General features: G+C 67.5%; 24 protein-coding genes. 8 read left to right on the top strand and 16 right to left on the bottom strand.

Annotated features, from left to right (window positions below):
- Nucleotides 1-408 precede the first annotated feature (408 nt).
- Nucleotides 409-1,614, top strand: coding sequence for a hypothetical protein (locus tag ACEN8G_RS04335; protein ID WP_413740741.1), 1,206 nt, complete (start codon nucleotides 409-411; stop codon nucleotides 1,612-1,614).
- Here the strand turns inward: ACEN8G_RS04335 and grxD are convergent.
- The 14 genes from grxD to ACEN8G_RS04265 all read right to left on the bottom strand — a co-directional run bounded on the left by grxD (nucleotide 1,611) and on the right by ACEN8G_RS04265 (nucleotide 12,430).
- Nucleotides 1,611-1,934, bottom strand: coding sequence for a Grx4 family monothiol glutaredoxin (gene grxD / locus ACEN8G_RS04330; protein WP_183993931.1), 324 nt, complete (start codon nucleotides 1,932-1,934; stop codon nucleotides 1,611-1,613). The two genes, ACEN8G_RS04335 and grxD, sit on opposite strands and share 4 nt — an antisense overlap.
- A gap of 6 nt (nucleotides 1,935-1,940) precedes the next feature.
- Nucleotides 1,941-2,180: a BolA family protein gene (locus ACEN8G_RS04325; protein ID WP_184169471.1), complete on the bottom strand. Its 240-nt coding sequence runs from the start codon at nucleotides 2,178-2,180 to the stop codon at nucleotides 1,941-1,943.
- Nucleotides 2,180-2,503, bottom strand: coding sequence for a DUF1476 domain-containing protein (locus ACEN8G_RS04320; protein WP_413418497.1), 324 nt, complete (start codon nucleotides 2,501-2,503; stop codon nucleotides 2,180-2,182). The genes ACEN8G_RS04325 and ACEN8G_RS04320 overlap by 1 nt, the downstream gene beginning before the upstream one ends.
- Nucleotides 2,504-2,677: 174 nt before the next feature.
- A complete protein-coding gene (locus ACEN8G_RS04315) occupies nucleotides 2,678-3,673 on the bottom strand; it encodes an NADPH:quinone oxidoreductase family protein (protein ID WP_413418873.1) in 996 nt (331 codons plus the stop codon).
- Nucleotides 3,636-4,265, bottom strand: coding sequence for a 3-isopropylmalate dehydratase small subunit (leuD, locus tag ACEN8G_RS04310; RefSeq protein ID WP_413418871.1), 630 nt, complete (start codon nucleotides 4,263-4,265; stop codon nucleotides 3,636-3,638). The genes ACEN8G_RS04315 and leuD overlap by 38 nt, the downstream gene beginning before the upstream one ends.
- A gap of 146 nt (nucleotides 4,266-4,411) precedes the next feature.
- Nucleotides 4,412-5,854, bottom strand: coding sequence for a 3-isopropylmalate dehydratase large subunit (gene leuC / locus ACEN8G_RS04305; RefSeq protein WP_413418869.1), 1,443 nt, complete (start codon nucleotides 5,852-5,854; stop codon nucleotides 4,412-4,414).
- A gap of 66 nt (nucleotides 5,855-5,920) precedes the next feature.
- Nucleotides 5,921-6,772: a c-type cytochrome gene (locus ACEN8G_RS04300; protein ID WP_413418867.1), complete on the bottom strand. Its 852-nt coding sequence runs from the start codon at nucleotides 6,770-6,772 to the stop codon at nucleotides 5,921-5,923.
- A 65-nt stretch (nucleotides 6,773-6,837) separates the two neighbouring features.
- On the bottom strand, nucleotides 6,838-7,674 hold the full coding sequence (locus ACEN8G_RS04295) for a c-type cytochrome (protein ID WP_413418865.1): 837 nt from the start codon (nucleotides 7,672-7,674) through the stop codon (nucleotides 6,838-6,840).
- A 62-nt stretch (nucleotides 7,675-7,736) separates the two neighbouring features.
- Nucleotides 7,737-8,699 carry an NAD-dependent epimerase/dehydratase family protein gene (locus ACEN8G_RS04290; protein WP_413418863.1) on the bottom strand — a complete coding sequence of 321 codons (963 nt, stop codon included), beginning with the start codon at nucleotides 8,697-8,699 and terminating at the stop codon, nucleotides 7,737-7,739.
- Between the two features lie 144 nt (nucleotides 8,700-8,843).
- Nucleotides 8,844-9,527: a ferritin-like domain-containing protein gene (locus ACEN8G_RS04285; protein WP_413417759.1), complete on the bottom strand. Its 684-nt coding sequence runs from the start codon at nucleotides 9,525-9,527 to the stop codon at nucleotides 8,844-8,846.
- A 127-nt stretch (nucleotides 9,528-9,654) separates the two neighbouring features.
- Nucleotides 9,655-10,305 carry a 3-oxoacid CoA-transferase subunit B gene (locus ACEN8G_RS04280; RefSeq protein WP_413417761.1) on the bottom strand — a complete coding sequence of 217 codons (651 nt, stop codon included), beginning with the start codon at nucleotides 10,303-10,305 and terminating at the stop codon, nucleotides 9,655-9,657.
- Entirely contained in the window at nucleotides 10,305-11,342 is a 1,038-nt protein-coding gene (locus tag ACEN8G_RS04275; RefSeq protein WP_413417763.1) for an HAD family acid phosphatase, read from the bottom strand. Before ACEN8G_RS04275 ends, ACEN8G_RS04280 begins: the two co-directional genes overlap by 1 nt.
- Nucleotides 11,339-12,046: a CoA transferase subunit A gene (locus tag ACEN8G_RS04270; RefSeq protein WP_413417765.1), complete on the bottom strand. Its 708-nt coding sequence runs from the start codon at nucleotides 12,044-12,046 to the stop codon at nucleotides 11,339-11,341. Before ACEN8G_RS04270 ends, ACEN8G_RS04275 begins: the two co-directional genes overlap by 4 nt.
- 102 nt (nucleotides 12,047-12,148) lie before the next feature.
- Entirely contained in the window at nucleotides 12,149-12,430 is a 282-nt protein-coding gene (locus ACEN8G_RS04265) for a hypothetical protein (RefSeq protein WP_413417767.1), read from the bottom strand.
- Nucleotides 12,431-12,646: 216 nt separating this feature from the next.
- Between ACEN8G_RS04265 and ACEN8G_RS04260 the strand changes: the two genes are divergently transcribed.
- From ACEN8G_RS04260 to ACEN8G_RS04250, 3 genes are all read left to right on the top strand, one after another.
- Nucleotides 12,647-13,162 carry an outer membrane protein gene (locus ACEN8G_RS04260; protein ID WP_413417769.1) on the top strand — a complete coding sequence of 172 codons (516 nt, stop codon included), beginning with the start codon at nucleotides 12,647-12,649 and terminating at the stop codon, nucleotides 13,160-13,162.
- Nucleotides 13,163-13,311: 149 nt separating this feature from the next.
- Entirely contained in the window at nucleotides 13,312-13,989 is a 678-nt protein-coding gene (locus ACEN8G_RS04255) for a hypothetical protein (RefSeq protein ID WP_413417771.1), read from the top strand.
- Nucleotides 13,986-14,435: a DUF4952 domain-containing protein gene (locus ACEN8G_RS04250; protein WP_413417773.1), complete on the top strand. Its 450-nt coding sequence runs from the start codon at nucleotides 13,986-13,988 to the stop codon at nucleotides 14,433-14,435. The genes ACEN8G_RS04255 and ACEN8G_RS04250 overlap by 4 nt, the downstream gene beginning before the upstream one ends.
- Nucleotides 14,436-14,442: 7 nt before the next feature.
- Here ACEN8G_RS04250 and ACEN8G_RS04245 read toward each other — a convergent pair whose 3' ends face one another.
- The gene (locus ACEN8G_RS04245) at nucleotides 14,443-15,195 is read right to left on the bottom strand and encodes a glutathione S-transferase family protein (protein WP_413417775.1); all 753 of its coding nucleotides are present in this window, start codon (nucleotides 15,193-15,195) and stop codon (nucleotides 14,443-14,445) included.
- Between the two features lie 96 nt (nucleotides 15,196-15,291).
- Between ACEN8G_RS04245 and ACEN8G_RS04240 the strand changes: the two genes are divergently transcribed.
- The 3 genes from ACEN8G_RS04240 (at nucleotide 15,292) to ACEN8G_RS04230 (ending at nucleotide 18,174) form a co-directional block, all read left to right on the top strand.
- On the top strand, nucleotides 15,292-16,125 hold the full coding sequence (locus ACEN8G_RS04240) for an energy transducer TonB (protein WP_413417777.1): 834 nt from the start codon (nucleotides 15,292-15,294) through the stop codon (nucleotides 16,123-16,125).
- Between the two features lie 81 nt (nucleotides 16,126-16,206).
- A complete protein-coding gene (locus ACEN8G_RS04235) occupies nucleotides 16,207-17,859 on the top strand; it encodes a thiamine pyrophosphate-binding protein (protein WP_413417779.1) in 1,653 nt (550 codons plus the stop codon).
- A 75-nt stretch (nucleotides 17,860-17,934) separates the two neighbouring features.
- Nucleotides 17,935-18,174 carry a hypothetical protein gene (locus tag ACEN8G_RS04230; RefSeq protein ID WP_307118192.1) on the top strand — a complete coding sequence of 80 codons (240 nt, stop codon included), beginning with the start codon at nucleotides 17,935-17,937 and terminating at the stop codon, nucleotides 18,172-18,174.
- Nucleotides 18,175-18,303: 129 nt separating this feature from the next.
- Here the strand turns inward: ACEN8G_RS04230 and ACEN8G_RS04225 are convergent, their stop codons facing one another.
- Nucleotides 18,304-18,792: a winged helix-turn-helix transcriptional regulator gene (locus ACEN8G_RS04225; protein ID WP_413740740.1), complete on the bottom strand. Its 489-nt coding sequence runs from the start codon at nucleotides 18,790-18,792 to the stop codon at nucleotides 18,304-18,306.
- 69 nt (nucleotides 18,793-18,861) lie between these two features.
- On the opposite strand from ACEN8G_RS04225, the gene ACEN8G_RS04220 reads away from it, so the two are divergent.
- Nucleotides 18,862-19,668: an SDR family NAD(P)-dependent oxidoreductase gene (locus ACEN8G_RS04220; RefSeq protein ID WP_413417783.1), complete on the top strand. Its 807-nt coding sequence runs from the start codon at nucleotides 18,862-18,864 to the stop codon at nucleotides 19,666-19,668.
- The last annotated feature ends 109 nt before the right edge of the window (nucleotides 19,669-19,777 follow it).

Raw genomic sequence — 19,777 nt, 5'->3', positions numbered from 1 at the left:
GGATCCAGGGTCGCAAGCGACGTCACCTTGGCTCTGGATCCCCGCCTGCGCGGGATGACGACGAAAGGAGAAGAGAGCCCGAAACTGTCGGAATGGCTTACAAGTGCGGGGCCCGGTTAAAATCCGCTAACCAGCGAAACCCACGCAAATCTGCGGTTCGTGCAAACTGGCACGCAGGCTGCAAAGTATAAGGCACCCCAAGCGTTCAACGCTTCATTCCAGGGTGGGTCGACCGCTACTTCCCCGGTCTCGCGTCGACCCACCCGACCCGGGTTCTCCAGACAAATCGACAGAGTGACGTCACGACGCCAGATGCATGGCGGCGTGCAGCCATGACGTCATGCAAGGCAAACAAGCTATTCGCCTCGCTTGCCTGCTGGTTTATGCAGATGTCCCAAGGGGGCATGCATGACCGACTCGCGCACCGAGGTCACCACATCGGCGAGCCAATCGCGGGAGGGACGGCTTTCGCGGCTGGCGCGCTCGGCGAAGACCGGCGCGATGAAGCTGGCCGGCACGGTGCGCACCGAGGCGGGCGAGGCGATCGAGGCCGCCGGCGTTTCGGTCGCGCGGCTGCACCGCCGCGTGATCCTGGCCGTCGTCGCGCTGATCCTGATCCTGCTGCTCGGCGCCCTGTTCCGTGCCTGGGGCTTGGCCTGGATGAACTATGCGCTGATCGCCCTGGTCGGCCTTGGTGCCGCCTGGGCCTTTCTCCAGCCCGCGCATCTGGCGGGCCTGCTGCTGGTCGGCGGCGGCGTCGCCCATGCCGCGCAGCGCCGCATGGGCGACGCCGGAGCGGCGGTGATCGGCTATGCCCGGCTCCTCGGCCGCCTGCTGCTCGCATTGCTCGTGCCGCTGCTGCTCTTCGCGCTGGCGCCGGGCGACCGCTCGCTCGGCGCCTCCCTGCCCTTCCTGGTGCTGGCGCCGTTCGTGCTGCTGGCGAGCTGGATGTTCGGGCGGCTCTCGCCCAAGGCCGAGCAGGCGCTGTTCGTCGCCCTGCCGCTCGGCGCGCTGCTGATCGCGCTGGGCAACATGCTGGTGCCCGAGCGCATGCTGGCCGCGCTCGGCGTCCCCGCCTGGCTGCGTGCCGGGCGGCCGCAGGACGAGGAACTCGCCAGGATCGAGCGGCTCAGGCTCGAGCGGGCCAATGCCGAGCGTGCGGAGCAGCTGCGCACGATCCGGCGCAAGCTCGAAGCCGGCAAGCCGCTCAATGCGGAAGACGAGGCGGTGATCCTTGCCGCGCAGAAGGACCGGGTGACGCTGACCGGCTGGTTCGGCGATCGCTACAATGATCTCGCGCGGCAAGTGAAGGGTCTCGCCGCCGCCCCCGCTCGGGCTTCCGCCGCGCCGGCCGTGCCGCCGCCGGGAACGATCGAGGCACCCCGCAAGGGCTGGTCGGCGAGAGTCGCGGTGCCGAGCGGCTTCCGCCTCTGCCATGAAGGCGCGCTCAGGGCGCAGTGCCATCCGGCGGGGAAGCCCGTGGACCTATGGCTTGAAGGCGCGCAACGCTGCCTCGATACGGCAGTGGACACAATGCGCTTCCGGGGCGCGCGCGGCGCCGCGACGGTGCGGTATCGCTTCGTCGCGGCGGGCGCGTCCTGCGCGGTGCGTTAGGCCGCAGCGTCCTTGGCGAGGAGCTGGGCGAGCTCGCCGCTCTCGTACATTTCCATCATGATGTCCGAACCGCCCACGAACTCGCCCTTCACATAGAGCTGCGGGATGGTGGGCCAGTCGGAGAATTCCTTGATCCCCTGGCGGATGCCCTGGTCCTGGAGCACGTCGACGCTCTCGAACTCGGCGCCGAGATGGTTGAGGATCGCAATCGCGCGGCTGGAGAAGCCGCATTGCGGGAACAGCGGGCTGCCCTTCATGAACAGCAGCACTTCGTTGCTGTCGACCAGCTGCTGGATGCGGGCCTGGGTGTCGTCGGTCACTTGGTCTTACTCCTCGACAGGCGCTTCGGTGGTGAGCTGGAGCGCGTGGAGCACGCCGCCCATGCGCCCGCCGAGCGCGGCATAGACCGCCTGGTGCTGGCGCACCCGCGGCATGCCCTTGAACATCGGCGCGACAACCCGCGCCGCATAATGATCGCCGTCACCGGCGAGATCGGTGATCTCGACCCGGGCATCGGGGATGCCGGCCTTGATCAGGTCCTCGATCTCGCTGGCCGCCATCGGCATCAGGCTTCGCCCATCAGCTGGCGGCGGGCCTCGACAGCCTGCTCCTCGAGCGCGCGGCGCACGGTGGCGTCATCGGTCTCGATGCCGGCGGCGAGCAGGTCGCCGAGCAGCTTGCGGACCACGTCCTCGTCGCCCGCTTCCTCGAAATCGGCCTGAACCACCGCCTTGGCATAGGCGTCGGTCTCTTCGGGGGTGAGCTTCATCTGCGCGGCGGCCCACTGGCCGACGAGCTTGTTGCGGCGAGCCGTGACGCGGAAGGCCATGTCCTCGTCGCGCGCGAACTTCGCCTCGAATGCCCGTTCGCGATCGTCGAAAGTCGTCATCATGGTCCCCTATATGGCGTTTGGTGCGGAGATAGGGGGGCGATGGGCATAGGGCAAGCAGAGGAAAGCCCCTCCCCTTCAGGGGAGGGGTTGGGGGTGGGGCATGTCCGCGTGCTATTCGCTAGGTGAGGCTTACAGGCCCCACCCCAACCCTCCCCTGAAGGGGAGGGGCTTTTAGACCGTCACCACGACCTTCCCGATCACCTGGCGCGCCGCCATCTTGGCGATCGCCTGGCCAGCATCGGCCAGCGCAAACGTCTCGGTCACCTTGGGCGCGATCCGGCCCTCGGCCCAGAGGCGGAAGAGATGCTCGACATGCGCCTGGTTGGCCTGGGGATCGCGTGCCGCGAAGGCGCCCCAGAACACGCCGCACACGTCGCAGCTCTTGAGCAGGGTCAGGTTGAGCGGCAGCTTGGGGATGCCCGCCGGAAAGCCGACCACGAGGTAGCGCCCTTCCCAGCCGATCGCGCGCAGCGCCGGCTCGGCATAGTCGCCGCCGACCGGATCGTAGATCACGTCGGCGCCCTGCGGCCCCAGCGCCGCCTTGAACTGCTCGGCCAGCGCCCTGGACTGGTCCTTGTCGAACGGTGCCCGGCCATAGACGAGCGCTTCGTCCGCCCCCGCCGCCTTCGCCGCCGCTGCCTTCTCTTCCGACGAGACCGCCGCGATCACCCGTGCGCCGAACGCCTTGCCGAGCTCGACCGCCGCCAGCCCGACGCCGCCCGCCGCGCCGAGCACGAGCAAATTGTGCCCCTCGCGCAGATGGCCGCGGTCGAGCAGCGCGTGGATCGTCGTCGCATAGGTGAGCAGCAGCGCCGCGCCTTCCTCGAAGCTGCGGCCCTCGGGCAGGCGGAACAGGCGGAAGGCCTCGATCGCGATCTTCTCGACCAGCCCGCCATGGCCGGTCACCGCGATCACCCGGTCGCCGACTTCCCAGCCGGTGACGCCCTCGCCCACGCTCTCGATCACGCCGGCGATCTCGCCGCCCGGCGCGAACGGCCGGGGCGGCTTGAACTGGTATTTGTCCTCGATGATCAGGAAGTCGGGATAGTTGATCGCGCAGGCCTTCACGGCCACCACCACCTGCCCCTTGCCCGCCGCCGGATCGGCGACCTCCTCCAGGATTAGAGTGTCAGGTCCGCCCGGTTGCTTCGAGAGCAGTGCCTTCATTCGCCGTCTCCACCGCGATCCACGGGCGGCTTTGCGCCATCCCGGATTCGAATTTCGAAATCGCGGTATCTTGTGCCAGCGTCAGGCCGATCTCGTCCAGCCCTTCCATCAGGCACTGGCGGCGGAAGGCGTCGAGCTCGAAGGCGAAGCGGTCCTGATAGGGGGTGGTGACGGTCATCGTCTCGAGGTCGACGGTGATCTCGTCGGTCTTCGCCACCTCGACCAGCCGGTCCACGGCGTCCTGCGGCAGCACCACCGGCACGATGCCGTTCTTGAAGGCGTTGCCCGAGAAGATGTCCGAGAAGCTCGGCGCGATCACTGCCTTGATGCCCAGGTCGGCGAGCGCCCAGGCGGCATGCTCGCGGCTCGATCCACAGCCGAAATTGTCGCCGGCGACCAGCACCGGCGCGCCGGCATAGCGTTCGTCGTCGAAGACATTGCCGGGCTGCGCGCGCACGCTTTCGAAGGCGCCCTTGCCCAGTCCCTCGCGCGTCGTGGTCTTCAGCCAGTGCGCCGGGATGATGATGTCGGTGTCGATATTCTTGGCGCCCCACGGATAGGCGCGCCCCTCGACCTTGCGAACGGCTTCCACTTTACACAACCTCCCGGATCAGCGGGCGGCTGCAGTCTCCGCCTTCGCTTCCATGCCCTTGCCGGTCGCGGCATATCCTGCCGCCAGCCCGCAAAGCACCGTGCTTGCAATCAACGCCACCAGCGCCCGCTTCATACTTCATCCCCTCACGCATCCGCCGACATCAGCTCCCTGACATCGGTGAGGCGCCCCCGGATCGCCGCCGCCGCCGCCATGGCCGGCGAAAGCAGGTGCGTCCGCGCCCCCGGACCCTGCCTTCCTACGAAATTTCGATTCGAGGTGGAAGCACAACGTTCCCCGGCGGGGACCTTGTCGGGATTCATCGCGAGACACATCGAGCAGCCGGGCTCGCGCCATTCGAAGCCCGCCTCGAGGAAGATGCGGTCGAGCCCCTCGGCCTCGGCCTGGCGCTTGACCAGGCCGGAGCCCGGCACGATCAGCGCCTGGCGGATGCGGTCCGCGACATGATGACCCTTCACCACCGCGGCGGCGGCGCGCAGGTCCTCGATCCGGCTGTTGGTGCACGAGCCGATGAAGACATGCTCGATCGCCACATCCTCCATCCGCATGCCGGGCGTCAGGCCCATGTAATCGAGCGACTTCTGCGCGGCGACGCGCTTGGCGGGATCCTCGAAGCTCTCGGGATCGGGCACGCTGCCGGTGATCGGCACCACGTCCTCGGGGCTGGTGCCCCAGGTGAGCGAGGGCGCGATGTCGCTGGCCTGCAGGATCACGCTCTTGTCGTACGCCGCACCGGCATCGGTCGGCAGCGTCTTCCAATAGGCAACCGCACGCTCCCATGCCTCGCCCCTGGGCGCCATCGGCCGGCCCTTGATATAATCGAACGTCGTCTGGTCCGGCGCGATCAGGCCAGAGCGGGCGCCGCCCTCGATCGACATGTTCGAGACGGTCAGCCGCCCCTCGATCGACATGGCGCGGATCACCTCGCCGGTGAACTCGATGACATAGCCGGTACCGCCGGCGGCGCCGATCCTGCCGATGATCGCCAGCACCACGTCCTTGGGCGTGACCCCGAAGCCGAGCGTGCCATCGACGCGGATCTCCAGCGTCTTCGACTGCTTCAGCAGCAGCGTCTGGGTGGCGAGGACGTGCTCGACCTCGCTGGTGCCGATGCCGAAGGCGAGCGCGCCCAGCGCGCCATGCGCCGAGGTATGGCTGTCGCCGCACACCAGGGTCGTGCCCGGCAAGGTGAAGCCCTGCTCGGGGCCGACGACATGGACGATCCCCTGCCGCGCATCGAGCGCGTCGATATAGGGCACGCCGAACTCGGCGACGTTCGAGCGCAGCGCGGAGAGCTGGCCGGCGCTCGCCGCATCGGCGATCGGCAGCTCGTGCCCGGCGGCATCGACGCGCGCCGTGGTCGGCAAATTATGGTCGGGGACCGCAAGGGTTAGGTCCGGACGGCGCACCGGCCGCCCCGCCGCGCGCAGGCCGGCAAAGGCCTGGGGGCTGGTCACCTCATGCACTAGGTGGCGGTCGATATAGATCAGGCAGGTTCCATCGTCCCGGCGCTCGACCACATGGTCGGCCCAGATCTTCTCGTACAAGGTGCGCGGTTGAACGGTCATGCGGGCGCTTTAGTCGATTCTTGCGCACAGGCAAGCGTTCGTGCAATTTTCCATCGCATAGTTGAACTATTCTCCGGGTCCGCGGCCAAGCCTGGCAGCCTCTCCCCTCAGATAGGAATGCAGCGCCGCGATCTCCACATCGCTGAGCGCCGCAGTGCTCTCGGTCGCAACGGCGGACATCAGGCCGAGGTCGCGCCCGCCCCTCCCCACGCCGGTGCGGAGCAGGCGGCGGAAGGCGGCGGGGTCATAGCTCGCCGCCATCGGCCCCAGCGCCGGCACGATCTCGCGGCTGCGTTCCACCGGCATGGGCACGCCGATCTCATGGCAGGCCGAACAGATCGCGTCGTAGAGATAGCGTCCGGTCTCGGCCGGGCGGCGCACCGAGGCGACACGGGTGTTGCGATAGCGTGCGGACAAAGCGCCGCTCAGCATGGCGATGCGCGGCAGCGGACCGAAGCTGGTCTCGGCACGCGAGTCCCGAGGGCCGGGCCTAAGGCTGCGCGCCCAGGCGAGGATACGGCCGAGATCCTCGTCGGACCAGTTGCGCAGCGCTGTGGTCGACATGAGGAAGACCGTGCTGCCGTCGCGCTTCACCCCGTAGCGGACCAGCCGGACCAGCTCGGCGTCCGAATAGAGCCCGATCTTGCGGACGATTGCCGGCGGGGCGACCGTTCCCTCCAGCCGGTCGCTCGACCAGACCGCGCCCTCGCCGTTCGGTCCGTGACAGCCACGGCAGCCCGCAAGCCGGGCGATCCGCGCGCCCTCGGCGAGCGAGGTTGAGTCGCGTGGGATCGCGACCACGTCATTCGGCACATCGTGCGGGCGGCGAAGGATCCATTCCGAGCCGACGAACACGCCCGCCGTCAGGATGACGGCGATCGCCACCAGCGCCTCGAACAGCTTGACCACGCTCCGCATCGGATTCCCCCCGGATCTCCGGGTGCGATGCAGAGCGCAGTTTGGTTACACGGTCGCGACGAACGCTATTTCGCCTTCGCAGCCTCGCCCTTCAGATAGGCCTGCACCGCGGCGATCTCGCTGTCCGTGAAGGCGGTGAAGCCGACCCGGGCGACCACACCCATCAGCCCCAGGTCGCGCCCGCTCATGCCCTGACCGGTGCGCATCAGCTTGCGGAAGGCGGCGGGATCATAGGAAGCGGCGACCGGCGCCAGCGCGGGCACCTTGGTCTTGCCGTCCTCCATCACGCTGTCCTCGTGCAGCTTGTGGCAGGCCTGGCAGGCGACGCCGACATAATAGCGGCCGATATCGGCGGGGCGCTTCGCCACCGAGACATTGCTGGCCGTCGCCATCGGCGGCAGCGCGCCGGTGAGCAGCAGGAAGCGCCCCATCGGCCCGAAGCCGGTCTTCACCTTGCTATCCTGCGGGCCGGGTTTGAGGCTGCGGATCCAGGCGATGATCCTGCCGAGATCGTCATCGGCGATGCGGCCGAGCGAATGGCTGGGCATGATGAAGGTCGAGCTGCCGTCGGGCTTCACGCCGTAGCGGATCACCCGGGCGAGCTCGGCATCGCTCATCTTCGCAGCCATCTCGGCGAGCGGCGGCGGCGCCACCGTGCCGACCAGCGGCACCGAGAACAGTATCTTCCCCTCGCCATTGCCGGCATGGCAGTCGCGGCACATCACGATGTTCGCCAGGCGGCCGCCCTCGGCAACCGAGGCGGCGTCCTTCGGCACCGTGACGGCGATATCGGGCGCCTTGTGCCCGGTGCGGATGATCCACTCCGAGCCACCATAGACGACGGCAAGCAACAGCACGACAAGGCCGGCCAGCACGGCCAGTCCGCGAACGATCCAACGCATCTGAGAACTTCCCAAGTCAGTAGTGTATTATGCCACTAATACACTTAGCAGCTTCGGGCAAGTCATGCCGTGGCCGCGTCTTCCTTGGGCGAGATGTAAGCCGGATCATGCGCGAAAGGCAGTGGCCTCCCCGCGCGCAGCGCATCCAGAACTTCAGCGAACCCGGTCTCACACCGAAAGCCGAGTCTCCGCTCGGCAAGGGCGGCGTCGTATACGCGGCCAATACCCCTGGGTAATTCCCAGTTATTCATACGGTATAACTGTTCCGCATCGGGGAAATGGCGCGCGATTACTGCCGGGGCATCGATCTTGATCTCGGAACACTCGCTCCGGCTGAACGGCGTCGGTGCCGATACTATAAACAGGTCAAAGCCGATTTCCGGAGCCTTTTCAAGCGCCAACAGGTGGGCGCGGGCAGCATCCTCCACAGTGAGCCGGCGGTGGAGCAGCTCGTTCGCCTTCATGTTCTCGCCCGAAAGCGCGCGGTGGGTATCGTCCTCCTCGGGGAAGAAGCGGCTGGTGCGCAGCACGATGCAGTTGAGCCCGTCATTCAGCCAGGCCAGCCGGCAGAGCTGCTCGGCGGCAAGCTTGGTGACGCCGTAGATGTTGCGCGGCTCGAGCGGGCCGGAATTCTCGTCGAGCCACACCGCCGCGTCGCCCGCCTCGTCGCGGATCGCCTGGCTGATCATCAGCGAGGTGGTGGAGGTGAAGACGAACCGGTCGTGCCCCGCCCTCGCCGCCGCCTCGAGCAGGTTGAGCGTGCCGGTGACGTTGACGTCGACGAACGCTTGCGCCGGATAGCGCGCGATGTCCGGCTTGTGCAGCGCGCCGCCATGGATCACCGCCTCGATCCCGCGCTCGGCGAAGATCCGGTCGATAAGCTTCCGGTCGGCGACCGAGCCGAGCACGTCGGTGTCCGCGCCGGGGGCGACGTCGAGGCCGGTGACGATGTGTCCCTTGGCGCGCAGCATGGGCGCGAGGAAGCGGCCGAGCCAGCCGGACGAGCCTGTCAGGAGGATGCGCATGGGGTGGATATGCCCGAGGCATAGCGGTGTCGAAAGCCCCTCCCCTTCAGGGGAGGGGTTGGGGGTGGGGAAGTGTCTCACCGAGACCGGAACACGCGGACAGGCCCCACCCCAACCCCTCCCCTGAAGGGGAGGGGCTTTAGCCTAGCCCAGCACCGGCACCGGCGAAGCCTTCCCCTCCGCCGGCTCATGCGCGTCCTGCCACTCCGTGCGCCGCTTCACCCCGAAGTTCAGGAACAGCACGGGCAGCTTGAGGAACAGCAGTTCCGAATGGATGAAGCTGTCGATCCCGCGCTCCCACCATTTCGGGTCGCGCTTGCCATTGGCCTTCAGCCAGCCGTCATAGGGCGCCCAGTGGCTCGGCTCGTCCTTCTCGATGATCCGGAAGATCTTCATCAGCACCTTGTCGCCGGTGACGAGCGGATGGCGGAGCAGGATCTCCACCTGCTTGTGCCCGCGCTGCTCGGTGAGCGAGATCACCCGGCACAGCTTCTCGAACTGGTCGTCCTCGGCGATGATCCGCTGGGTATCGAGCTCGTCGATCGTGTGGCGGAACATGATCTCGACGAACCGGTCGATATGGCCGCAGGTCCGGTCGACCTGGAGCGGCATGCGGCCCTGCAGCTCGAACCAGCGCTTGAACATCACATAATGCTTGCGCTCGTCGGCGCGGTGCTTCTCGATCGCGGCGATCAGCGCGTGATCGTCGGGCGCACGCGCCTTCACCGCCTCGAGCACCCGGTCGATGCTCGTATAGCCCCGGTGCTCGTTATAGATGTAAATCGAGCCCAGCAGGTCGAGATAACGGCGGCGGAACCAGGCTAGCATCGCTGGAAGCTACGCCTTTGCTTCCAACCCCGCCAGCCGTTGAAATATTAATTCGCATCCATCTCGGGCGTGCCCTGTCCGGTTTCGGCGCAGCTGGCCGAAGCCATGCGCCGAAACCTGCAATGGGTCAGGCGGTGGCGAGCGCCACTTCGTAGGCCGCGGTGGTCTTCTCCGCGACTTCGGCCTCGCTGACGCCCGGCGCCAGCTCGACCAGCCGGAAGGGCGAATCATGATCGGCGCGCTGGAACACGGCGAGATCGGTGATGATCATGTCGACCACGTTCTTGCCGGTGAGCGGCAGGTCGCAGCCCGGCACGAACTTGGGCGCGCCGTCCTTGGAGTTGTGCTCCATCACCACGATGATCTTCTTGACGCCGGCGACCAGGTCCATGGCGCCGCCCATGCCCTTGATCATCTTGCCGGGGATCATCCAGTTGGCGATGTCGCCCGTCTCGCTCACTTCCATCGCGCCGAGCACGGTGAGGTCGATATGGCCGCCGCGGATCATCGCGAAGCTCTGCTCCGAGCCGAAATAGACCGACTGGGGCAGCTCGCTGATCGTCTGCTTGCCGGCGTTGATCAGGTCGGGATCGACTTCGTCGTCATAGGGGAACGGGCCGATGCCGAGCATGCCGTTCTCCGACTGGAGCGTCACCTCGACCCCCGCCGGGATGTGGTTCGCCACCAGCGTCGGGATGCCGATGCCCAGATTGACGTAGAAGCCGTCCTGCAGCTCCTTCGCGGCGCGCGCCGCCATCTCGTCACGGGTCCAGGCCATTACTTCTTCTCCTCGGCCGGATCGGCCCATTGCTTGTCCTTGGGGAACACGTCGTCCATCCCGCCCTTCAGGCCGCTGCCGTAGACGGGGTTGGGCAGGATGAACCAGCCGCGGCCCCATAGCGGGGCGATCAGCGTGTTGCTGGTGGTGTTGCGCCGCGCCGGGGTCGACAGGTCCCTGGCGTTGAACAGGTCGCTGAAATCGCCCAGCTGGTCGCCGCCCATCGCGACGATGCAGTAGCGCTCGGCGATCTTCCAGCGCCGCTCGTCCTTGCCGCTGGGGGCAGCGTCGTCGCGCAGGATCAGCGTGTCGCCCAGCATCACCGGGCCGAGCCCGGCCTTGTTGAGCGCCTCGATCGTGAAGGGCGCGGTGCTCGCCGAGCGATTGGTGTTGTAGATCACGGTGATGCCATCGGCCCGGAGCGCGGCGATCGTCTCGGCAGCGCCGGGCACCGCCTCCACCTTGTCGGCGCCGGTCTCTTCCCAGCGGGTCCAGCGGCCCTGGTCATAGCCCGGCCCGCGCCGCGCCGCGTCGCTCTCGAAGCCGAGGTTGAGCAGCACGGTCTCGTCGACGTCGAACACCACGGCGAGCGGGCGCTTGCCGCAGGTGTCGAACTTGGGCGAGGTCAGCGTCGAATCGCGCGTCATCACCACCGAGCTGATCTTGCTGCGGTCGCGGCGGAAGCGCAGGTCGCCATGGATGTAATTCCACAGCGCCGCATAGGCCTGGAGGCTGAGCGCCGTGGCCTCGCCCGAGCCATAGAGGAACTGCATCTCGGGCGGCACCGTGCCCGGCGGCGGCGCCACGGGGGTCGGCGCCGGGGCGGGCATCAGCGCCAGCGCCTGCTCGCCCGGCGACGGGCCCTGCGACTGCGGCTGCGGCTTGTCCTGCCCACGCCGGGGCTTGCCGCCCTTCCCCTTGTCCTGCGTGGTCTTGACCACGCCGGCCGCGGCCGCGAGCGGCACCGCCGCGGCGATGCAGCCCGAAAGCCCGGTCGCGGCAAGCGCCAGACCGGCTATCGCCAGCGCTCGGCTCACGCCGCCTCGCGGGGCCGGGTCGTCCGGAACTCGATCTTCTTGTCGTAGGGCGACCCGACGATCAGCCGCTTCACATAGATGCCCGGCAGGTGGATCTGGTCGGGATCGAGGCTGCCGACCGGCACCACTTCCTCGACCTCGGCGACACAGATCTTGCCCGCCGTCGCCATCGGCTGGTTGAAGTTGCGCGCGGTCTTGCGGAAGATCAGGTTGCCGCTCTCATCGGCCTTCCAGCCCTTGATGATCGACAGGTCGCTGCGGATGCCGCGCTCGAGGATATACTCCTCGCCGTCGAAGACCTTCACTTCCTTGCCCTCGGCGACCAGCGTGCCGACGCCGGTCTTGGTGTAGAAGCCCGGGATGCCCGCGCCGCCGGCGCGGCAGCGCTCGGCCAGCGTGCCCTGGGGGCAGAATTCCACCTCGAGCTCGCCGCTCAGATACTGGCGCTCGAATTCCTTGTTCTCGCCGACATAGGACGAGATCATCTTCTTCACCTGGCGGGTGCGCAACAGCTTGCCCAGCCCCTCGCCGTCCACGCCGGCATTGTTCGAGGCGATGGTGAGGTCCTTGGTGCCCGCATCGCGGATCGCGTCGATCAGCCGCTCGGGAATGCCGCACAGGCCGAAACCGCCCGCGCAGATGGTCATGCCGTCGAACAGCAGCCCTTCCAGCGCTGCTTCTGCGTTGGGATAGAGCTTCTTCATCGGCGATTCTCTCCTGACTTCGCCCGGGGCGATAGTCCGGGGCGGAAGCTCCGGTCAAGCGAACCTGAACCGACTTTCAACTTCGGGGCGAAGCCGCCGCGCTCAGGGGTCGTACGGCCAGGGGTTGGAGCGGGCGCGCGAACCCTGGCGGATCAGTTCCTCATTGGGATCGCCTTCGGTGGGGACGTAGCGTCCCTGCCCTTCGTCCCAGCGCTCGGTCGGCGCGCGACCGCGGCGTTCCTCCTCCGCCTCCGCGCGGCGTCGGCTCTCGGCGGCGGTATGTGCGTTGACCCGGCGCATCTGGCGCCACATCGCCCGCATCAACAGGAAGGTGAGGCCAAAGACGATGGCCACCCCGGCAAAGGCTGTCAGCTGTTCCCCCATGGCCGCATGCTAGCAAGCCCGTCACGCGTCGCAAGGGAGCACGCGCAGCTTCCAACCAACCTGAACAGAACATGATCGAAAACGCGGGTGTGGCACAAAGGCAACACGGCCGGTTTGTAATTAAATTGCCATATTGCACTGCGGAATCGGAGGCCTACTTAGAGCCCCGGATGGCCATCCGAACCTGAGTAAATAAGTCCAAAGGTAGGAAATATAATGCGAATTCTCGCAGTGTCCGCGCTCGCCCTCGTGGCAGCCACCGCAGCCCCCGCTTTCGCGCAGGACAACACCGCGTTCAGCGGCCCGCGCATCGAAGCCGAAGGCGGCTGGGATCATGTCGGCTCCGAGGGTAACGGCCGTTCGGGCTTCGTCTATGGCGGCGCCATCGGCTACGACAAGCAGTTCAACAACATCGTGATCGGCGCTGACGCCGAGATCACCGGCGCGACCACCAAGGAAGGTGGCGTGGAAGCCGGCCGTGACCTGTATGTCGGCGCCCGCGCCGGTGTCGTCGTCGGCGGCTCGACGCTGCTGTACGGCAAGGCCGGCTACACCAACGCCCGCGTCAGCTTCGGCGACGACGGCATCAACAACGACGGCTACCGTCTGGGTGCCGGCGTCGAGCGCAATTTCGGCCGCTTCTTCGGCAAGGTCGAGTATCGCTACTCGCGCTACGAGAAGATCGACCTGAACCGCGACCAGGTCGTCGCGGGCGTCGGCGTTCGATTCTGATCGCTTGATCCGAAAAAAGAGGCCGCGCGACGCAAGTTCGCGCGGCCTTTTTCTTTTCCGGCTTGGCTGACACGAAGTCGAAAAGATACGCTGCCTATCCTCGTGCCGCGCGGCCAGACTCCGTGCGCACCGGTAAAGAGGATGCGTAGATGGCAGACAAGTTCACGCGGCGGGCCGAAGCTTCCGGCTGGCTTTCTGTCCGACTTACCCGAGGCGGATCGCTGGCATCGCTGTGCGAATACACGCGCGTTACCAATCTTCGCGAGAATGGCGGGCGCACCTACTTCACCATTGCCGATGGTTATGTCTCGGTCGGCGAGGAAGCATCGCTCACCAGCGCCAACGCCGCCAGATACCTCTCCGACACCGGCCCGGGCGGCACGGCATCGCTGATCGTCCAATATGGCGGCGCCCCCGCGGAAGAGAATTCGCGCTTCAAGGGCAAGCTCACCCAGCAATGGGCGACGCTGAGCTTCGGCACCCAGACCGCCCAGGTCACGCTCAACAGCGTCTGGAACAGCAGCTATCAGCCGATCACCCCGGGAAAGCACAACATCCTGGGCCCGGATTATTCGCACAAGGCGATCTCCACGGCGGGCTATGTCGGCGCGACGCCGGGCATGGTCGGCAATGATGTGTGGTTCCCGATCGGGCTGATGGGCTCGACCACCAACAGCAGCCGCTATATCCATGTCGGGCATCTGTCGGAGGGTTGCGTGACCGTCCACCAACTCGAGCGCTGGAGCGCGCTGTACGAATATCTGATCTCGCACCGGGTGCCCGGATCGAAGGGCAAGCTGGTCGGCACGCTGGAGGTACGCAAGTGAAGCGCGCGGCGCCGCTCCTCGCGCTTGCCCTGCTCGCCTGCACCGCAGCCGCCTCCGCGCCCGAATCCCCGGCACCGGCCTCGCCCCAGGCAGAGAAGGGCTGTGGCGATTTCCTCGCCCAGGCCGGCCGCAAGCCGGCAAATCTTGACTATGCCGGGTGCAGCTATGCGTCCGATCGCCAGGGCAAGCCGCTGGTGGCGACCTATCGCGTCGCGGGAAGCCATGCCGCCGCGGTCGAGGCTTACCTGGTCCGCACCGTGAAGCTCAACCGGCTGAAGCATGCCTGTTGCCAGTGGGATTCGCCGGCCAGCCAGTTCCGCGACCGCAAGGGGCGTGAATATTCGGTCACGATGGTATCGGGCGAGACCCTGGTTTCGCGCCGCGCCGACTGGGCGAAGATCCCCAGCTTCGAAGTGACGGTCGAGACCTTCACCGAGGAAATCTGAGCGGATCTCAGCCGGCCGGCCCGTCGTCGAGCATGATCGAGCGCTGCGGCGTCCGGTCGCCATAGCTCTTCTCGGCTACACGCGCGCCCGCCGCACGCAGCGCCTCGGCACGGTCCGCCGAGCGCACGCCGAAAATCGCCGCCTCGAGCCGCATCGTGCCCGCGAACGCCGGCACCGCCCGCACCCGCTCGAGCCAGCCGGCGGTGCGCGGCCATCGCCCGGCATCGACTTCGAATCCGGCGAGCGAGGCGTTGCGGAAGAAGCAGGCATAGGTGAAGTCGGCGGTGCAGACATGGTCGAACAGGAAGCCGTCCGCCGGCACCCGCGCCTCGATCCAGTCGAGCGCCTCTGGCAGGTCACAGGTCGTCACGCGCTCGATCAGCGCATGATCGGGCTCGCGCTTCCAGACATAGGGGACGATGGTGCGCTGGTAGAACAGTCGCCAGATGATCAGGTCGCCCAGCCGGCTGTCGGCGAATTCCTCCATCCATCGCGCCCGAGCCCGGTCGGCGGGTGACCTGGGCATCAGCGGCGGCTCGGGCCAGCGCTCGTCGACATATTCGGCGATCACGGTCGAATCGTTGAGGACCAGCTCGCCGTCGATCAGCACCGGGATGCGGCGCAGCGGGCTGACCCGGGTGAAGTCCTCGGTGCCGTAAAAGGGCACGATCGGATCCATCTCATAGTCGACGCCCTTGTGATCGAGCGCGACGAACACCTTGCGCGCATAGGGCGAGACATGGTTGCCGATGATGAGCATGGGGCTCCCCTCCGATTGGCGCAGGCCTATCAAGCGCCTCCGAAGCGGTCCAGTCGCGCGATTGACCGGCAGCGCGGCGGCGCGCAGGATACCGGCATGCGCTCTCCGGCCCTTCCGGCGTTGGCCATCGCTCTCGCGCTCCCCGGTTCCGCGCTCGCGCAGGCGCACTGGGCAAGCTTCGACGTCTGGGACATCGAACGCGACGCCACGGGCTGCACAGCACATCGGATCGATGGGAAGGGCGCCACCACGCACTTCGCGTTCCGGGTCGAAAGGCCGCTCAGCATGATCCGGCTGAGCGGCAAGGGATGGCGCTTCAAGCCCGGGCGGCCCTATCGCATCCGCCTCTCGCTCGAGGGGCGCGAAAAGGACGGGGCGCTGTTCGAGGCAACGGGCTTTGCCGGCCCGCGCGGCTGGCGCGGCGTTTCCATCCCGATCGATGAAGCGCGGGCGGCGCGCCTTTGGGAAGATCACACGCTTGCGGCAACCCGGGACGGCGAGACGGCGCCGTTCGCCCGGTTCGCGCAAGGCACATGGTCCGCACGTCCCGCGCGGGTCAATCATTGCGCCTCCCTCGTCGCCGCGCAGGACCCAGGCTCGGGCCGCCCGGCAGTGACACCGCCCAAGTACGCGCGGGACCGGCCGGCGGTCTCGTTCGACGATTATCTCGGCCCCGCCATCCGCGACAATCAGCAGGGCGACGTCACCGTCCGCCTGACAATATCGGCGAAGGGCCGCCCCAGCGACTGCACGGTCGTCCGTTCCAGCGGTTTCGCGCTTCTCGACGATCGCACCTGCCTGGTCCTGTCGCGAGGCATGCGCTTCGAACCGGCCCGCGATGCCCAGGGTCAGCCGACCGAGGGCCGCTACGACCAGGCCATTTCCTGGCGCATACCGCCCGGCTGGCGCGAAAGCAGGATCCAGGAATAGCGCCGCGCCATTGCCGCAGCCTATACGCCAGTAACGATCGCACGGGTTGGTCTCGCCGCATCGCCTCGCTAGACAGGCAGCATGACCGCGAAACGAACCGGGGGCCGGATCCTCGTCGACAATCTGGTCGCGCAAGGCTGCGACCGTATCTTCCACGTGCCGGGCGAGAGCTTCCTCGCCGTGCTCGACGCGCTGCACGACGTGCCGCAGATCGATGTGGTGACCTGCCGCCAGGAAGGCGGGGTCGGCTTCATGGCCTGTGCCGACGGCGCGATGACGCAGCGGCCGGGCGTCGCCTTCGTCACCCGCGGCCCGGGCGCGACCAATGCCTCGATCGGCGTGCATGTCGCGATGCAGGATTCGCAGCCGATGATCCTGTTCATCGGCGATGTCGACCGCTCGATGCGCGACCGCGAGGGTTTCCAGGAAGTCGATTTCCCCGCCTTTTTCGGCCCGATCGCCAAATGGGCGACGCGGATCGAGGATGCCCGCCGCATCCCCGAATATGTCGCCCGCGCCTTTGCGGTGGCAACCTCAGGCCGGCCCGGCCCGGTGGTGATCGCGCTGCCCGAGGACATGCTGTGCGACGTGGTCGAGGCGGTCGACCGCCCCGAGATCGCCCCGCCGATCCAGGCGCCCGACGCCTATGACCTCGACCAGATGTTCGCGCTGCTCGCCGAAGCGAAGCGCCCGGTGGCGATCGTCGGCGGTGCCGGCTGGGATGCCGAGGCGGGCGAGGACTTCGCGAAGTTCGCCGAGCGGATCGCCCTGCCCGTGGCCGGCGCCTTCCGCCGCCAGGATGCGATCCCGAACACCTCCCCGGTCTGGGCCGGCAATCTCGGCTATGGCCCGAACCCGAAGCTGGTCCAGCGGATCAAGGATGCCGACCTGTTGCTCGTGGTCGGCGCGCGCCTCGGCGAGGCGACGACCGACGGCTATACGCTGATCACCCCCGAGCACCCCGGCCAGAAGCTGGTCCATGTCCATCCGGACCCGAACGAGCTCAACCGCGTCTATTTCGCCGATCTGCCGATCTGCGCGCGCCCCTTCGAGTTCGCGGTCACACTGGCGGCCGAGGAAGACGTCGAGCTGCCGAGCTTCGATGCGGCGCAGGCGCATGCCGAATGGCTCGAATGGTCCACCCCCAGGCCCCGCGACGGCGTGGCGCTCGACCTCGGCCAGTGCGTCGCGGCGATGCGCGAAGCGATGCCGGCGGACACGATCATCTGCAACGGCGCCGGCAATTTCTCGAGCTGGTGGCACCGCTACTGGCCCTATGCCGCGCACCCCTCGCAGCTCGCCCCCACCGCCGGGGCGATGGGCTATGGCGTGCCCGCCGCGGTCGCCGCCGCGATCCGCTTCCCCGACCGCGCCGTGGTCGCGCTGGCCGGCGACGGCGACTTCATGATGAACGGCCAGGAGCTCGCCACCGCCGTCCAGCATGACGCCGGCCTGATCGTCATCCTGGTCGACAACGGCACCTATGGCACGATCCGCATGCATCAGGAGCGCGAATATCCCGCGCGCCTGTCGGGCACGGCGCTGAAGAACCCCGATTTCGCCGCGCTCGCCCGCGCCTATGGCGGCTGGGCGGAGACCGTGGAGCGGACCGGGGAATTCGCCCCAGCCCTTGCCCGCGCGCTCGAGCAGCCGGGCCTGCGCCTGCTCCACCTGAAGACCGATATCGAGTTCATCACGCCGGGGCTCACCGTCACCGGCCTGCGGAGCAAATAATCCCGCCGCCACGCCGCTTCGCCGGGTCCCTGTCCCCTATAATATCGGGATAGGGACCATTCGAAGAGGCAGCATATGGGCTGGCGGCATCTGCACGTCGGGCGCAAGGGCGACAATCTGACCATCCAGAACCACCGCGTCTGGCATGAGGAATGGCGCTGGATCAACGCCGAGACCGTCCGCCTGCCCGATCCGATGGTGCCGGTGGACGTGCTGTCGCACATGGTCTGCGAGATCGGCCCGAAGACCCGCCCGGTCCGCTTCGCCGCGCACAAGCTGCAGAGCGACCTGTGGAGCTTCTACATCCCGGATTGATCCAGGAGAGGCGTCCTTCTTCCTCTTCTTTCCCCGGCGAAGGCCGGGGCCCAGACTTGAAAGTGACGCGCCTTGGCGCGTCTTCGACGCGCACTGTTTAGTCTGGCCCCCGGCCTTCGCCGGGGAAAGCTAATCCAGCAACCACGACCGCTTCCCCGGCGCGCCCGACACCAGCGGATCGTCCGGCAGCGCCAGGCGCAGCTTCATCTCGGTGAGCGGCCTGCCGCTGACCCGGTCGATCACCATCGGCTCGACCAGCGCCTCCGTCTCGGTATCGACCAGCCGGCTGGTGCCGCCCTCGCCATTGTGGCGCCGGCCCCATTCCCCGATCACGTGCAGCACCGGCAGGAAGTCGCGCCCCGCATCGGTCAGCACATATTCGTCGCGCGGCGGGCGCTCGCTGTAGCGCCGCTTCGCCACCAGCCCCGCCTCGCCCAGCGCGCGCAGCCGCGCGGTCAGGATGTTCGGCGCGATCCCCAGGCTTGTGCGCAGTTCCTCGAAGCGGCTGAGCCCCAGGCTCAGGTCGCGCAGGATCAGCATGCTCCACGCATCCCCTACCTTGGCCAGCCCGCGGGCGACCGGACAGCAGGTCTGCGATTTTTCTTGGTCAACGTCCATTGCATAATGATAGTGAGTTACTATTAAAATGCAAGCGACTCGATCTCCGGGCCGCAACGGAGACGAACCATGACTGATTCCACCCTTGGCACTGCCCTGATCACCGGCGCATCCACCGGCATCGGCGCCGTCTATGCGGACCGCCTGGCCAAGCGCGGCCACGACCTGATCCTCGTCGCGCGTGACGCCGCCCGCATGCAGGCGCTGGCCGATCGCCTCACCGCCGAGACCGGCCGCAGCATCGAAGTGCTCCCCGCCGACCTCACCGACGGCGACGATCTCGACCGCGTGGCCAAGCGCCTCGCCGACGACGCCACGATCACCCTGCTGGTCAACAACGCCGGCATGTCGCTGAACGGCGGACTGCTCGACAATGAAGCCCCGGCGCTGGAGCGGCTGATCGCGCTCAACATCACCGCCCCCACCCTGCTCGCCTCGGCGGCCGGCAAGGCGTTCCAGGCGCACGGCAAGGGCGGCATCATCAACCTCGCCTCGGTGCTCGCCTTTGCGCCCGAGATGTTCGACGGCGTCTATTCGGGCAGCAAGGCCTATCTGCTCAACCTCTCGCTCTCGCTCGCCGCGCAGCTCGAGCCGAAGGGCGTGCGCGTCCAGGCAGTCCTGCCCGGCGCCACCCGCACCGAGATCTGGGAACGCTCGGGCAAGGATGTCGACAGCTTCCCGGCCGAGATGGTGATGGACGTCGACGACCTTGTCGATGCGTCGCTCGCCGGCTTCGACAAGGGCGAGACCGTCACCATCCCGCCGCTCGCCGATGAAGGGCTGTACGAGGCGTACAACAATGCCCGCCTGGCAATGGGCCCGCACCTCTCCAAGCGCGACGTCGCCCCGCGTTATCGCGAAGTCGTGGCAGCCTGAGCCCAAACCGTCGCCCCCGCGAAAGCCGGGGCCTCAGGCGGAGGCGCGATACGGCACGGGATCCCGGCTTTCGCCGGGATGACGAAAGTCCCAACGGAAAAGGCCGCCC

It is taken from the genome of Sphingomonas sp. Sphisp66, from assembly GCF_047324325.1.
Lineage (GTDB): Bacteria > Pseudomonadota > Alphaproteobacteria > Sphingomonadales > Sphingomonadaceae > Sphingomonas.
The sequence above is the reverse complement of the archived record's forward strand: the minus strand, read 5'-3'. Positions and strand labels throughout refer to the sequence as shown.